A 14,801-nucleotide genomic window follows, 5' to 3' on the forward strand; every position below is an offset into this window, starting at 1 on the left:
CGGAATGGACAGCATTGGCCACGCGGGCCGCAAGTCGGTCCGCAAGGTGCTCTACCACCATCGCACGCAGGGCAAGGCCGTCGAGGGCGTGCACATCCGCGGGATCACCGATGCCCTGCGTGCCAAGGGGGTCGCGGTCGACATCATCTCGCTGCCGGGCGCCGATCCCTATTCGTCGCCACGCGCGATGTCGCCGACCCGGCAGGCGAGGCCGTGGATGAAGCTGGTGACCGGCCTGCCCGAGCCGCTGTTCGAGCTTGCCGAGCTCGCCTACAACGTCGTCGCGGGCTGGCGCATCGCCGCCTGGCTGCTGCGCAACCGCGACGTCGACTTCATCTACGAGCGCTATTCGCTGTTCATGTACGCGCCGATTTGGCTGGCGCGGTTGCGCCGGATCCCGATCATCCTGGAGGTCAACGACTCGGCCACCGTCGAACGGGTGCGGCCCTTGGCGTTCCGCGGGCTGGCGATGGCCATCGAGCGCCTGGCCTTCCGCAATGCCAGCGGGCTGGTGTTCGTGTCGGGCATCTTCCGCGACCGCGCGCTGGCGGCGCACGGGGCCATGGCACCGGCCATCGTGACGCCGAACGCCGCGGACATCGCCAAGTTCACCTTCAGCGAGCAGCAGCGCGAGGGCACCCGGGCGCGCCTGGGGCTGGACGGCCACGTGGTCTGTGGCTACCTCGGCGGGTTCGTGCCATGGCATGCGATCGACCGCTTCGTGCACCGCATCGCGGACCACCTCGAGGCGGCGCCACACCTGAAACTGCTGCTGGTGGGCGATGGGGCCACCTATCCCGCGCTGCGTGCGCTGGTCGAGTCCCGCGGGCTGTCGTCGCAGGTGGTGATGACGGGGCGCGTGGCGCATGACGAGGTGCCCGGGCTGCTCGCGGCGATGGACATGGCCGTCCTGCCGAGCGCCGGCGACTACACGTCGCCCGTGAAGCTGTTCGAGTTCATGGCCTGCGGCGTGCCGCCGGTCGCGCCCGACTTCGAGCCGATCCGCGAAGTGCTGGTGGAGGGGGAGACGGGCTGGATGTTCAAGGCCGGCGACCTCGATGCCGCGGTCGCGAGTGTCCTGGCGCGGAGCCGCGACCGCGCGGTCCTGGCCAGGGTAGGCGCCGCCGCGCGCCGCTATATCGCCGCCCACCGGCAATGGCGCAACAATATCGAGGAACTGATCGCGTTCCATCATGCGCTTGCCGCGCGGAAGGCCATCCAGTGAACGACTCCAGCAACGCCGGCAATCCGGTGATGGCATGGCCTACCGACGCCGCCGGGGAACTGCTGGTGGGCGGCAAGCCGCTGTCGCGCGTGGTCGCGGCCGTGGGCTCCACGCCCTGCTACCTGTATGACCGCGCGCGCCTGACCGCGCGCAGCGACGGCCTTCGCGCCCTGCTGCCTGCCGGCGTGCGCGTGCACTACGCGATGAAGGCCAACCCGATGCCCGCCCTCGTCGCGCACATGGCATCGCTGGTGGACGGCATCGACGTCGCCTCGGCGGGGGAACTGCGCGTGGCGCTGGACGCAGGAGCGGACCCGGAGCACGTGAGCTTCGCCGGGCCCGGGAAATCCGACGCCGAGCTTGTCCAGGCGCAAGCGGCCGGCGTGCTGGTGAACATCGAATCGTTCCGTGAAATCGACATCCTCGCCCGCGCGAGCGAGGCCACGGGCACGCCGGCGCGCGTCGCACTGCGCGTGAACCTGCCGTTCGAACTCAAGGCGTCGGGCATGAAGATGACCGGCGGCGCGCGCCAGTTCGGCATCGACGCCGAGGAGATCCCGGCCGCGTTGCGCACCATCGGTGCGGCGGGACTGGCGTTCGAGGGCTTCCACATGTTCGCCGGATCGCAGAACCTGCGCTCCGCGGCGATCGTCGAGGCGCAGACGCGGAGCTACGAACTGGCGATGGAGTGGGCAGGCCTGCTGCCGGCGCCGTTGCGCAGCCTGAACCTCGGTGGCGGCTTCGGCATCCCCTATGCGCCCAACGAGAGCGACCTCGACCTGGCGCCGGTCGTGGCAAACCTCGCCGCGCTGACCGCGCGGCTGCGCGGCGATGCGCCCGGCGCGCACATCGTGATCGAGCTCGGCCGCTACCTGGTGGGCGAGGCCGGGATCTACGTGTCGCGCGTCGTCGACCGCAAGCACTCGCGCGGGCAGGTGTTCCTGGTCGTCGACGGCGGCATGCACCACCATCTCGCGGCCTCCGGCAACTTCGGCCAGGTCATGCGCCGCAACTATCCCGTGATGGTCAACGGCCGCCGTGGCGCGGTGGAGACGGCCAGTGTCGTCGGGCCGCTGTGCACGCCGCTGGACCTGCTCGGCGACCGCATGGAGCTGGGCGTCGCGCAACCCGGCGACCTTGTGGTGGTCTTCCAGTCCGGCGCCTATGGGCGCAGCGCGAGCCCGCGTGCCTTCCTCGGCCATCCCGACGTGGCCGAAGCACTGGTCTGACGCGCGCCGCCGGCCGTTGGCGCCACCTAGGCGGCGGCTGACTGCTCGACCATGCCGATCCGGCGCGCCGGGTTGCCGGCGACGATGCTGTACGGCGCCACCTTGCCGGAGACCACGGCGTGTGCGGAGACGATCGCACCCTCGCCGATCTCGGTGCCCGGCATGACCAGCACGCCGGTCCCGATCCATGCGTGGTCGTGGACCACGATGGGCTTGACGTCTTCCGGGTCCGGCGCGCCGCCGAGGCGCCGGCGCTCGGGATCGGTGGGATGCCCGCCCGAGTCTCGGAACGTCACGCCGCCTGCGACCTGGACGTGACGCCCGATGCGGATCTCGCGCCCGACCACGAAACGGGTCAGGTGGGCGATATCGGAATGATCGCCGATCTCCAGGCGTGGGCGATCGCTGAAGCTCGCGGCGAAGTTGATCGAGATCTGCCCGCTGACGTGGACGTGGTCGCCGACCACGAGTTCGCCGCTGCCCTGCACCCAGGGAACGTAGATGCCGGTGGTCACGCCGCGGCCGACGCGGGTGCAGTACGCCTTGAAGAGCGGCTCGGCCACGAGGATGCGGCGCAGGAAGAACAGCGTGCCGCGCGCGGCCAGGAACAGCCAGAGGTAAGGCCGCACCACGATGCGCGGTGCCGGCAGGGTCAGGCCGCGGCCGATCCCCCTCGCACGCCGCGCGGCGGCAGCCGCGGGGTGGGCCGAGGTGCGCGTCCAGTGGCGAAGTGCCGCCAGTGCGTTCACGTCGTCATGCCCACGTCCGGTGGCCTCATCGCGGGCGGTTGCTGTAGGACATCCAGATGTACCAGATGTTCTGGTGGACGTCGGCGAGGATGTCGCTGTCGCGCTCGTAGCGGAAATAGCTGAGCGACGTGCTCCAGTGCCGCGTCCAGTGCTTCTCCAGCGTGAGGCCGGCGCGGCGCGTGTCTTCCTGCGCATCGAGCAGCGTGTAGTCGACGCGTTCGCCGCCGGCCCAGGCGCGCAACGTCAGGTCGGGCCGGAAGCGGTAGTCCAGGCCGAGCAGCACGCCCTGGACCTCCTCGTCGGGTTGCTGCGCATCGATGTAGCGGAGCCTTTGCGCATACGGCTGAACCCGCCAGCCGAGGCGCTCACCGCTGTAGGCCCATGCGAAACTGACGCGCTGTTCGCGGTAGGCCGACGCGATGACCGCGCTGTCGTCGACCAGGACGCCTTCGGGGATGCTGGCCGCGGACCTGTCGGCGACACCTTCGATCAGCGCCGTGTCGGCGGCGTCGGAGAACTGGTCCACCAGCGCCAGCGACAGGCGGGTGCGCTCGCCTGGCCGCCAGCCCGCCTCCAAACGGAGCAGCGGGCCAGTGCGTCGCTCGCCGTCGTCGTAATCCAGCCGCGAGTAGCCGGCGTCGATGGCGTAGTCGGTGTTGGCGAGGACGCGGACGTAGTGGGCGTACAGGTCGATCCGTTCGTGGTCGCGCGCGACGAGGTCCTGGTCGTAATCGACATCGGTCCATTGCGCGTTCACGCCCAGGCTGCTGTTCTCGTCGAAGGCCTTGGCCACGCGCAGCGCGGCGCCGATGCGGTTCGAGTTGAACTCGTCGGTCACCTCGGCGTGGGTGTCGATGTAGCGCGCTTCCAGGCGGCCCTGCAGGGTGTCGCCCACGTGGAACAGGAAGTTCGGGCCCAGCGAGAGCACGTTGACCTGCTGGCGGTTGTCGGGCGAGTCGGGTGCGAAGCGGTCGATCGCCTGCAGCTCGAGTTCGTCCTGGATGGCGAAGCTGAGCCGTTCGGGAACCATGACCCAGTTCAGGTAGGCGGACAGGACGCCTTCCACGCCGTTGTCGACGCCTTCTTCGAAGTGGCGGTAGTCGGCGCGGCCGGTGACCACCGCCTGCACGGTTGAGCCTTCCTGGGTGGCCACGAAGCCGACCCCGGCGCGCATGATCACCTGGCTGTCCGGTTCCACCGCGTCCAGGCGGACGTTGTCGTCGTGCTCGACGCCTGCATCGACCACGTAGCTGATGCGGGCCGCGTGCGCGGCGACCGGTGCCGCGAGCGCCACGGCCACGGCGGCGGCGATCAACGAAGTCCGTATGCGGGACCTTCCCATGGCAATCCCCCTCCGCTGGCGATCAGTGGTTGTCGTTGAACACGATGCCCGCGAGTTTGTCCGGGTCGAAGTTGGCGGCGGCCTTGTCGATCGCGTCGAGCGTCACCTTGCCGTACCCGGCGACGAGCACGACGACGTCGGCCAGGTCGGACAGGATGCGCGCGTCGGGAGAGTTCAGGGCCGAGGGTGCATCGAGGATGATGTAGCGGTTCGGGTCGGCGGCGCGCAGCGAGTCGATCATGGTGCGCGCGCGCGCGGAGGTGAAGTACTCGCCGGCGATCTCGCGCACGCTGCCGTTGGGGATCAGCTGCAGTCGCGGGATGCCGGTCGGGTACTGGATCTCCGCAAGGTCATCGATGCCGCCGCCGAGGTAGTCCATCAGCCCGCGGTTGTCGCTGCCGGCAGCGAGTGCCATGTGGTGGCTTGGATGCAGCGCATCGCAGTCGACCAGCAGGGCGGTCTTGGCCTCGTCAAAGGCGAATGCGAGCGCGAGGTTGCGGGCAACGAAGCTGCCGCCACAGCCATGCCCGACCGGCGCCACCAGGGTGATGAAGTTCTGGTTGCCGCGCAGGTTGAGCAGCCGCGTGCGCAGGTCGCGGAATGCGTCGGCCTGGACGCGGACCGAGTCCTGCCGGTGGATCAGGCGGCGCTCCTCGAGTGCGCGCGGGGTCAGCGGCGTCTGCTGGACGCGGGCCAGGTTGCGCGAACCTTCATGGCGCGGCTTCGCGGCGTTGGCGGCGCCCTCCGGGGTGTCGCGGGTGGGGTGCGGGTCGATCACCGATGCGGCACTCATGCGACTACCACCTTGTAGGCGTAGGTGAAGACATAGACCAGCACCACCGAGCCGACCATCGCGATGGCGAGCGCCATCGAAGCATACTCGCGCCGGCGCTCGCCGGGAGTGGGATAGGCAGGCACGGTGGTCAGCAGGGGCAGCTGGGAGTGTTTGACGATGAGGTGCGGCGACCGCACCCGCGGGTCGAAGCGCACCACCGCGAACACCAGGGCCAGTGGCAGCGCGATCGCAACCAGCAGGCCGGCGGCCGCGATATGCATGAAGCGCAGTCCCGTCGGGCGCAGCGGCATGGTCGCGGGATCCTGGATGCGCAGCGTGAGGCCGCGGTTTTCCTGGTCGAGGCCCATCGATACCCGCGCATTCTCGCGTCGACGCAACAGGTCCTGGTAGATCTCGCGGTTGACCTCGTAGTCACGGGTGAGTTCGGCAAGCGCACCTTCGGAGGCCGCGATGCGCCGGCTGCGGTCGAGCTCGTCGTCCAGCAGCGACTGCGCGATCTGCAGCCGCGAGCGTGTGGCCGCCGTCTCGCGCCGCGCCTGTGCCAGCTGGCTGCGCAGTTCCTGGTAGAGCGGGTTGGCCTGCGCTTCGTCGGACAGGCTGCCGGCGCCGCCGGGTGATTCGCGGCGGCTGCGCTCGTCGGCGAGCATCCGGTTGATGTCGTCGATCTGGTGGCGGAGGCGGACCACGTCGGGATGCTGCTCGGTGTAGGTCAGCAACAGGCGGTCGCGCTCGGACTGGAGCTCGATCAGGCGCGTCCGGTACAGGCCCTCGCGGGTCTGCACCGCGGTCACCGCGGACTCGCCCGACAGCTGCGCCTCGATCGACGACTCGCGCGATTCCTGCTCCAGCAGCGCCATCCGCGTCTGCTCGAGCTGGGTGCGCAGTGCACCGATCCGGGTGGTGGCATCTGCGGCGCTGCCGGGCTGGGCGTCGACGTTGCGCGACTGGTATTCCTGCAGGTTGCCCTCGGCGCTCGACAGCTTGGCGTGGTACTCCTGCACCTTGCTGTCGATGAACTCGTAGGCCTCGCGGCTCTCGCGTCCCTTGGCCGCCGCGGCTTCGCTCATGAACATGGAGCCAAAGGCTTCGGTGATCCGGAAGGCGCGTTCGGGGTCGCGGTCGCGGTAACTGATCTGCACCAGTTCGGGTCGCGGGCTCTCGATCAGCGTGCGGTTGCGGATCTCCTCCATCAGCCGGTCCTGTTCGAGCGGGCTGGGACTTGCATCAAGCCAACCACCGACAGCCATCGCTGCTGACAGGACCTTGCGGCCGTAGACAATCTGGCGCGCCATGCCGGCACGGTCGGCAACGCCGGTGGGAACGGCGCGGCCCTCGAGCAGTGGCTGGATGATGTCGCTGTCCTGGGCGAGGATCGTGACCGAGGCGGTGTAGATGCGCGGGATCACGAACAGGCCCACGACAAGGGTGAGCAGGGCGATCGCGGTGAATATCGAAACCAGGGGCACGATACGTGCCCGCACTTCGCGCAGCAGGATGGGAAGCAACTCGTTTGGCGCGAGCTCGGAGGTGCTGGGCAGCGGGAGGCCGGGACGACGTGGCGCGGCCAGGGCGTTGGAAGCCATCAGAATGCGCGCTCCGGGATCGTGATCACGTCGCCCGGTGCCACCCGGTGGTTGGTGGTCAGGTCGCCGCGGTCGAGGATACGGTCCAGGCGCACGGCATAGGTCGTGGTCGAGTCGTCGTTGCGGCGGTACAGGGCGGCACGGTCGGACGCCGCGAACTCGTTGACACCGCCCGCTGCCAGCACCGCGTCGAGCACCGTCATCCCCTGGCGGTACGGGATTGAAATCGGCTGCCGCACGGCCCCGGTCACCCGCACGCGCGACAGGTACTCATGACTCCGCAGGTCGGTCAGGATCACGGCCACCTGCGGGTCGCGCACGTAGGCGGCGAGCTTCTCCTGGATGTTGGCGGCCACGGCCGAAGGCGCGAGGCCACCGGCCACCACGTCACCCACCAGCGGCACCGAGATCATTCCGTCGGGACGAACGGGAACCGTGATCCCCAGTTCAGGATTGCGCCACACAGTCACCTGGACGATATCGTCGACGCCGATCAGGTATTCGCCGACGGCGGCGCGGGGCTGGTCGGGAGGGGCATCGACGCTGCCATGGGACGATGCGCATGCGCCCAGCAGGGCCGCCAGCGCGATAGTGGTGATCAGTCGGAACACGATCATGTGCTGCACTTCCACGGAACCGGATTGCCAGTAACAACGGCAAATCGAAGCGCGCCCGGTCAGCGGCCCGCGTCTGGTGTTCCGTTCAGCCGCGCTGATTCAGCTGCCGAGCCAGGCGGCGATCGCGTGCGGCGACTTCATCCATGCAAAATGATCCGCGGGCACGCCCAGCGCGGAAGCGGAGAGGACCGTGACCTCGGCCTGCGCCCGGGGAAGTCTGGACAGCAGGTATTGCAGTGATGACGCGGGTGCCAGCCAGTCGCGTTCCAGAAGCGCGGCACGCACCTGCACGTCCACCGCGGCCATGCGTGGCTCCAGGTCACCAAGACCGATCGCGGCGTACCGACCGCTGATGGCCGTTGCGGCCCAGTCGCGCAGCAGCCCGCGCGCCTCGTTGCCGCCGAAGCCGATGTGGCGGCCGGGCAGTGCACCGGCGCGATCCGCGAGCCACGGCAGGAAGCGGTACGCCAGCGGCAGCCACAAGCGCTCGCGCAGGCGGAAGGCGCGCCACCATGGTGCTCCGCTGCCGACCAGCCAGAGCGTGCCCGCCGCTGCCGGCGCGAGCGCGAGCCGGCAGCAGGCAAGCTGCCCGCCAAGGCTGTGTCCGCCGGCCACGCGCGGCAGGCCGGGCAGGGTCGCATCGATCACCGCTTCACTTGCGGGAATGTCACGTTCAAGCAGTTCGCGATAGCCCCAGTCGACGGCGCGGCTGGCGCGCAGGCTGCTGCTGCCGTGGCCGCGCCATTCGTGGATGAACACCGCGATGCCGCGCGCGGCAAGCGCTTCGGCGAATGGCAGGTAATGGCGCGCCGCGATGCCGAGCGCCGGCAGCCACAGCAGGCTGCGGCGTGGCTGCGCGGGGATGCGGGCGAGCAGCTCGTAGCGGTGGCCATCGGCAGCCTCGACCGCGATCACGCGCGCCCCGTCGGCACCACTCACCGCGGGCGCGCTGCGATGTGGCCGAGCACCAGCACGTCGCTGCGCCCCGGGCGGATGCCGAGCTGCAGTGCCCGGTGCACATAGGCCACGGCGTCACTGCACGCGTCTGCCATGGAGCGGCCGAGGCAGAGGTTCGCGGCGATCGCCGACGCCAGGGTGCAGCCCGTGCCGTGGCCGTCGACATCCATGCGCGGCTGGCGGAATTCGCGGACGCCGGCGCCTTCGGAAAGCCGGTCGACGACAGTGTCGCCTTCGGCGAGATGACCTCCCTTCAGCAGCACGCCACGCGCGCCCATCGCGCGCAGCGCCGCAAGCGCGTCCGCTGCGGCTGCTGCGTCGGCGATTGGCGCGCCGAGCAGCAGCTCGGCTTCCGGGATGTTGGGCGTCAGCAGGTCGGCCATCGGCAGCAGCCGCGTGCGCATGGCGTCGAGCGCGTCGGATTCCAGCAGGCGCGCGCCGGACGTGGCGACCATGACCGGGTCGACGACCAGCCAGGCGGGGCGATGCACCTCGAGCGCATCGGCGACCGCGTGGATCACCTCGGCCGAAGCGAGCATCCCCAGCTTGACCGCGCCGATGTTGAAATCGTCGAAGCAGGCATCGATCTGCGCGCGCAGGAACGCCACCGGCGGCACGTGCACCGCGGTGACGCCACGGGTGTGTTGCGCGGTCAGTGCGGCAATCGCGGACAGCCCGTGCACGTCGTGCGCGGCGAATGCCTTGAGGTCGGCCTGGATCCCGGCGCCGCCGCCGGAGTCGGAGCCGGCGATGGTCAGCGCGGAAACGATGGTCTTGGACATGCGCCTATTGTGCCGGCTGCCGGCTGCTTATGATGGGGCAGTTCCCGATCGAGGCCGAGGCCCCCACCGCATGATCGCCGCCGTCGAAGCCTGGCGCGCCGGGCTGTTCAAGCGTGAGCGCTGGCTCGCCGACATCACCGCGGGCATCGTGGTTGGCATCGTCGCCCTGCCGCTGGCGATGGCGTTCGCGATCGCCAGCGGGGTCAAGCCGGAGCAGGGCCTGTACACCGCGATCATCGCCGGAGCGGCGGTGGCGCTGTTCGGCGGCACGCGCATCCAGGTCGCGGGTCCTACCGGCGCCTTCGTGGTCATCCTCGCCGGGGTGGTGGCCGAGTTCGGCGTGCAGGGGCTGCTGGTGGCCACGCTGATGGCCGGCGTGATGCTGGTGCTGATGGGCCTGGCGCGCCTGGGCGGGGTGATCCGCTTCATTCCCGACCCGGTGATCGTGGGCTTCACTGCCGGCATCGCGGTGATCATCTGGGTGGGCCAGTGGCAGTACTTCTTCGGCCTGCCCGCGCCGGCCGCAGGCGCGTTCTACCGCCAGGCCTGGGGCCTGCTGCAGGCGCTGCCGGGCCTGCACCTGCCGACCACGCTGCTGGCGCTGGGCAGTCTGGCCTTGGCGGTCCTCGGCCCGCGATTGCCGTACCTGGCCAAGGTGCCGGGTCCCTTGCTGGCAATGCTGGCCGCAACCGTGTTCAACGTCGCGTTCGCGCCGCAGGGCGTGGCCACGATTGAATCCGCGTTCGGCGCGATCCCGCGCCAGCTGCCGTCGTTCGCCTGGCCGGACATGGACTTCGACACCGTGACCCTGCTGCTGCCGGCGGCGTTCACCATCGCCATGCTCGGCGCGATCGAATCGCTGCTGTCGGCGGTGATCGCCGACGGCATGGGCGGCACCCGCCACGACTCCAACCAGGAACTGGTGGGGCAGGGCATCGCCAACATCCTGTCGCCGCTGTTCGGCGGTATCGCCGCGACCGGCGCGCTGGCGCGCACCGCCACCAACCACCGCAACGGCGCGACCGGTCCGCTGGCCGGCGTGGTGCACTCGATCACCCTGCTGCTGGTGCTGGTGGTGCTGGCGCCGTATGCCGGCAAGGTCCCGCTGTGCGCGCTGGCGGCGATCCTGTTCGTCGTCGCCTGGAACATGAGCGAAGCGGGACGGTTCCTGCGCATGGCGCGCAAGGCGCCGCGCGCCGACGTGGTGATCCTGCTGGTGACCTTCGCCCTCACGCTCCTCACCGACCTGGTGGTGGCAGTGAATATCGGCGTGATCCTGGCCATGTTCCAGTTCATGCGCCGGATGAGCGCTTCGGTCGAAGTGGTCCAGCACGGGCAGGCCAGCCTGCAGCAGGAGTTGGCACTGGCCGGCATGGAAGCCCTGCCCGAGGACGTCCTGGTGTACGCGATCGAGGGCCCGTTCTTCTTCGGTTCGGTGGACTCGCTGCAGCGCGCCCTGTCCTGGTCGCGCACCGCGCCGAGCCACGTCGCGCTGCGCCTCGACCGCGTGCCCTTCATGGACGCCACCGGTCTCAAGCGACTCGAATCCACGATCACCGGCCTGCGCGCACGCGGCATCCAGGTGCTGCTCAGCGGCGCCAACCTCGGCGTCCTGCGCAAACTGCTGCGCGCCGACATCATCCGTCGCGACGATCCCGCCAGCTACTTCAAGGACCTCGCGTCCGCGCTGCGTTACACGCAGGCCACGCGCAAGGGCGCCGAGGCACCGCAGGACGATTGAGGGGCGGCTCGCCCGCTACCGAGCACCTCGTGCGACCACAGCCCCGCGAGGCCCCAACCCACAGGGCCACAGCGGGCGCGACCAAACCCGCTACAGCACCTCTGACGCGTAATCCGCCAGCCGCGACCGCTCGCCGCGGCGCAGCGTCACGTGCGCGCTGTGCGCCCAGTGCTTGAAGCGATCCACCGCGTACGTCAGCCCGGAAGTGGTCTCGGTAAGGTACGGCGTATCGATCTGCTCCACGTTGCCGAGGCACACGATCTTGGTGCCCGGGCCCGCGCGCGTGATCAGCGTCTTCATCTGCTTGGGCGTGAGGTTCTGCGCCTCGTCCAGGATCAACCAGCGATCGAGCAGCGTGCGCCCGCGCATGAAGTTCATCGAGCGGATCTTGATGCGCGATGCCAGCAGGTCGTTGGTCGCCGCCCGGCCCCAGCTGCCGCCGTCCTTGTTGTGCGGCATCAGCACTTCCAGGTTGTCGGTCAACGCGCCCATCCAGGGCGTCATCTTTTCCTCCTCCGTGCCCGGCAGGAAACCGATGTCCTCGCCCACGCTGATGGTGGCGCGCGTCATGATGATCTCGCGGTAGCGCTGCGCATCCATCGTCTGCGCAAGGCCCGCGGCCAGCGCCAGCAATGTCTTGCCCGTGCCGGCGGTGCCGAGCAGCGTGACGAAATCGATCTCCGGGTCCATCAGCGCGTTCAGTGCGAAGTTCTGCTCGCGGTTGCGCGCCACGATGCCCCACACCGCATGCTGGTGGCTGCGGTAGTCGTCGACGATCTGCAGCGTGACCCGGTCGCCTTCCACCTTCGCCACGCGCAGCTCGGCATCTTCGTCGCCGGGCAGGTAGAGGTACTGGTTGGGATGCCAGTCATCGTCATCGGTGCGGCGCAGCTCGTAATAGGTGCGGCCCTTGTCGGTCCAGGACTTCAGCTCCTTGCCGTGGCGCTGCCAGAAATCCTCCGGCAGCGCGGTGGCGCCGGTGTAGAGCAGGCTGAAATCGTCGAGCGCGCGGTCGTTCTCGTAGTCCTCGCTGGCCAGGCCGGCGATGGCGGCCTTGATGCGCAGGTTGATGTCCTTGGAGACGAACACCACCGGGTGGTCGGGCTCGGTGCGGCGCAGGTCCAGGATCGCGCCGAGGATGCGGTTGTCGGGCCCGGTCACCGCGAACGAGCCGGCATCCTCTTTCGGCGCGGTGGTCTGGAAGCGCAGGCAGCCGGAACTCCCGGTGCCGCGCAGCTGCAGCCCGCCCGGGCGCTCGAGCCTGAGCCCCGAGGCGATGCGGTCGGCGCCCTGCGCCTCGATCAGCTCGTTGATGAAGCGGCTGGCCTGACGTGCGTTGCGGCTCGCTTCCGTCGTGCCCTTCTTGCCGTTGTCGAGCTCCTCGATGACCTGCATCGGAAGGTAGACGTCATGCTCCTCGAACTTGAACAGCGCGGTCGGGTCGTGCATCAGCACATTGGTGTCGAGCACGTAGATCAGCTTGGCGTCTGTGATCATCAGGACTCCAGTCCCGTCAGGTGAGGGTGGCAAGTGGATGCGCGCGGCGGCAGGCCGGCGGGGAGTGCGCGGGAGGGCGGGGAAGCCACGCGGCGCAGGGGCGGCTCACCGGGAGCGCGCGTCCTTCAGTGCGTCGAGCACGGCCTGGGCATGCCCGGGCACGCGCACCTTGCGCCAGGCGCGATGGATGCGGCCGCCGGGATCGACCAGGAAGGTGCTGCGCTCGATGCCGATCACCTTGCGGCCGTACATGTTCTTCTCGCGGATCACGTCGAACGCGCGGCACAGGGCCTCTTCCGCGTCGCTCACCAGCGCGAAGCGGAACCCCTGTTTCGTGCAGAAGTTGTCGTGCGACTTCACCGTGTCGCGCGAGACGCCGAGCACGTCGGCGGCGAGTGCTTCGAATTCGGGGAGCAGGGCGTTGAAGTCCAGGCCCTCGGTGGTGCAGCCGGGCGTGGCGTCCTTGGGATAGAAGTACAGCGCCAGCCAGCGTCCGGCATACGCGCCAAGCGTGGTCGTGGTGCCGCCCGAAAGCTGCAACGGCAGGTCGCGGGTCGCGCGGTCGATCGTGTCGGCTTCGTTCATCGGTCTGCTGTCGGCGGCCGCGTCAGAACTTCATCGGATCCATGATGGCGTCGAGATTCAGGTGGTCGCAGAACTCGAGGAAGTCGTCGCGCAGCGCGGCGATGTGCATGTCGGCCGGCACGCCGATGGTGATCTGCGCCGAGAACATGTCGGCGCCGGTCTGCATGGCGCGGTAGCGCGAGCAGTGCAGGCTCTCGATGGTGATGTTCTGGTGGTCGAAGAAATCCGCCAGCTGGAACAGGATCCCCGGCTTGTCCGACGCCACCACTTCGACGATGTACGGCAGCAGGTTGGACTGGATGGGCTTCGGGCCGGTGCGGTACCAGACGAGCTTCAGGTCTTCCTCGCGCTCCAGGCGCGACAGCATGGCTTCGAGCTTGGCGACCGCGTCCCACGACCCGGTGGCGAGCGCGGTGACCGAGACATCGCGGCCCACGGTGGACAGGCGCGTGTCGACCAGGTTGCAGCCGCTGTCGGCGATGCGTCGCGACACCGCCAGCAGCGGCGAGCGCGGATGCGTCGTATAGGCGTTGATCAGCAGGTGGTTTTCGGTCGGCGCGGGCCGCGCGGTGGTATCGGTGTCGGTCAAGGCGGGTTCCACGGGAGCGGCGATGGCGAAGGAGACCCGGGGAGCCGCTTCCCGCCGGTGGCCTGAACGCAGGCTCCGCGGGCGCCCGGAGGCTGCGGCCAGCATACTTGCCCGCGCTTCGAGCCCGCAAGTAAGATCGACCCGCCGCGCGCATACTTGCGCCGCATTCCGCACGGTTTCCCCTCGAAGGCCCAGCTTGCATCTTTCCGGCAGCATCACCGCGCTGGTGACCCCGTTCACGGCGTCCGGCGACCTTGACCTCGACGCCTGGCAGCGCCTGATCGACGCGCAGCTGGCGGCGGGCACCCAGGCACTCGTCGTCGCCGGTTCCACCGGCGAAGCCGCCGCGCTGACCGATGACGAGTACGAGACGCTGCTGCGTGCCGCGGTGGCGCAGGTGGCGGGGCGTGTACCGGTGTTGGCCGGCACCGGGCAGTCGGCCACCGCGCGCACCATCGCGCAGACGCGCCGCGCGGCCGCATGCGGTGCCGATGCGGCGCTGGTGGTCACGCCGCCCTACGTGCGACCTACACAGGCCGGCCTGGTGGCGCATTACCGGGCCGTAGCCGATGACGGCGCGCTCCCCGTGGTGCTGTACAACGTGCCGCCGCGCACCGGCTGCGACATGTTGCCGGCAACGGTGGCGGGGCTGGCCACGCATCCGGCCATCATCGGCATCAAGGAAGCGCGTGGCGACGCCGACCGCATGCAGGCCCTGCTGCGCCTGCGCGGCCCCGGCTTCAGCATCCTGAGCGGCGACGATCCCACCGCGGTGCGTGACATGCTGGCCGGTGCCGACGGCGTGGTGTCGGTGGCGTCGAACGCGGCGCCCGCGGCGTTCCGCCTGCTGTGCGACCTGGCCCGCGCCGGTAACGCCGTCGCTGCCGCCGCGCTCAATGCGCGGCTTGGCGAGACGGTCGCGTTCTGCGGGGTCGAATCCAACCCGATCCCGGTCAAGGCGCTGCTTGCACGGCGCGGCCTTGGCCATCGCGACGGCATCCGCCTGCCGCTGCTGCCGCTGTCCCACGCACACGCCGCCGCAGCCGACGGCATTGCCGCCGGCCTCGAGGCCCTCGAACAATCCTGCCGCGACGCACTCGCGGCCTGAA

14 protein-coding genes are annotated in these 14,801 nt (G+C 69.7%); 4 read left to right on the plus strand and 10 right to left on the minus strand.

Features of this window, described 5'->3' with window-relative positions:
• Positions 1-4 precede the first annotated feature (4 nt).
• Together JGR64_RS04995 and JGR64_RS05000 are read left to right on the plus strand one after the other, a co-directional pair.
• A complete protein-coding gene (locus JGR64_RS04995) occupies positions 5-1,225 on the plus strand; it encodes a glycosyltransferase family 4 protein (RefSeq protein WP_199375454.1) in 1,221 nt (406 codons plus the stop codon).
• The gene (locus JGR64_RS05000) at positions 1,222-2,454 is read left to right on the plus strand and encodes a pyridoxal-dependent decarboxylase, exosortase A system-associated (RefSeq protein WP_199375455.1); all 1,233 of its coding nucleotides are present in this window, start codon (positions 1,222-1,224) and stop codon (positions 2,452-2,454) included. Before JGR64_RS04995 ends, JGR64_RS05000 begins: the two co-directional genes overlap by 4 nt.
• Positions 2,455-2,480: 26 nt before the next feature.
• Here the strand turns inward: JGR64_RS05000 and JGR64_RS05005 are convergent, their stop codons facing one another.
• The 7 genes from JGR64_RS05005 to thiD all read right to left on the minus strand — a co-directional run bounded on the left by JGR64_RS05005 (position 2,481) and on the right by thiD (position 9,280).
• Complete coding sequence (locus JGR64_RS05005; protein ID WP_199375456.1) at positions 2,481-3,203, minus strand: acyltransferase; 723 nt, start codon at positions 3,201-3,203, stop codon at positions 2,481-2,483.
• A gap of 25 nt (positions 3,204-3,228) precedes the next feature.
• Positions 3,229-4,545: a hypothetical protein gene (locus JGR64_RS05010; RefSeq protein ID WP_199375457.1), complete on the minus strand. Its 1,317-nt coding sequence runs from the start codon at positions 4,543-4,545 to the stop codon at positions 3,229-3,231.
• 22 nt (positions 4,546-4,567) lie between these two features.
• Positions 4,568-5,338, minus strand: a complete 771-nt coding sequence (locus JGR64_RS05015) for a CpsD/CapB family tyrosine-protein kinase (RefSeq protein ID WP_199375458.1) — start codon at positions 5,336-5,338, stop codon at positions 4,568-4,570.
• Entirely contained in the window at positions 5,335-6,924 is a 1,590-nt protein-coding gene (locus JGR64_RS05020; RefSeq protein ID WP_199375459.1) for an XrtA system polysaccharide chain length determinant, read from the minus strand. Before JGR64_RS05020 ends, JGR64_RS05015 begins: the two co-directional genes overlap by 4 nt.
• Positions 6,924-7,541 (minus strand): XrtA/PEP-CTERM system exopolysaccharide export protein, encoded by a 618-nt coding sequence (locus JGR64_RS05025; protein ID WP_199375460.1) that lies wholly within the window; start codon positions 7,539-7,541, stop codon positions 6,924-6,926. The genes JGR64_RS05020 and JGR64_RS05025 overlap by 1 nt, the downstream gene beginning before the upstream one ends.
• Positions 7,542-7,640: 99 nt before the next feature.
• Positions 7,641-8,480 (minus strand): alpha/beta fold hydrolase, encoded by an 840-nt coding sequence (locus tag JGR64_RS05030; protein WP_234447004.1) that lies wholly within the window; start codon positions 8,478-8,480, stop codon positions 7,641-7,643.
• Positions 8,477-9,280 (minus strand): bifunctional hydroxymethylpyrimidine kinase/phosphomethylpyrimidine kinase, encoded by an 804-nt coding sequence (gene thiD, locus JGR64_RS05035; RefSeq protein ID WP_199375461.1) that lies wholly within the window; start codon positions 9,278-9,280, stop codon positions 8,477-8,479. Before thiD ends, JGR64_RS05030 begins: the two co-directional genes overlap by 4 nt.
• A gap of 70 nt (positions 9,281-9,350) precedes the next feature.
• Here thiD and JGR64_RS05040 point away from each other — a divergent pair, with 70 nt between their 5' ends.
• Positions 9,351-11,021 (plus strand): SulP family inorganic anion transporter, encoded by a 1,671-nt coding sequence (locus tag JGR64_RS05040; protein WP_199375462.1) that lies wholly within the window; start codon positions 9,351-9,353, stop codon positions 11,019-11,021.
• 90 nt (positions 11,022-11,111) lie between these two features.
• On the opposite strand, the gene JGR64_RS05045 is transcribed toward JGR64_RS05040, so the two are convergent.
• The 3 genes from JGR64_RS05045 to JGR64_RS05055 form a co-directional block, all read right to left on the minus strand.
• Complete coding sequence (locus tag JGR64_RS05045) at positions 11,112-12,515, minus strand: PhoH family protein (RefSeq protein ID WP_199375733.1); 1,404 nt, start codon at positions 12,513-12,515, stop codon at positions 11,112-11,114.
• A gap of 108 nt (positions 12,516-12,623) precedes the next feature.
• On the minus strand, positions 12,624-13,103 hold the full coding sequence (locus JGR64_RS05050) for a peroxiredoxin (protein WP_199375463.1): 480 nt from the start codon (positions 13,101-13,103) through the stop codon (positions 12,624-12,626).
• 22 nt (positions 13,104-13,125) lie between these two features.
• A complete protein-coding gene (locus tag JGR64_RS05055) occupies positions 13,126-13,692 on the minus strand; it encodes a glycine cleavage system protein R (protein ID WP_233348389.1) in 567 nt (188 codons plus the stop codon).
• A 196-nt stretch (positions 13,693-13,888) separates the two neighbouring features.
• On the opposite strand from JGR64_RS05055, the gene dapA reads away from it, so the two are divergent.
• The gene (gene dapA, locus JGR64_RS05060) at positions 13,889-14,800 is read left to right on the plus strand and encodes a 4-hydroxy-tetrahydrodipicolinate synthase (protein ID WP_199375465.1); all 912 of its coding nucleotides are present in this window, start codon (positions 13,889-13,891) and stop codon (positions 14,798-14,800) included.
• Position 14,801: the final 1 nt, after the last annotated feature.

This window comes from Luteimonas sp. MC1572, assembly GCF_016615815.1.
Taxonomy (GTDB): domain Bacteria; phylum Pseudomonadota; class Gammaproteobacteria; order Xanthomonadales; family Xanthomonadaceae; genus Luteimonas.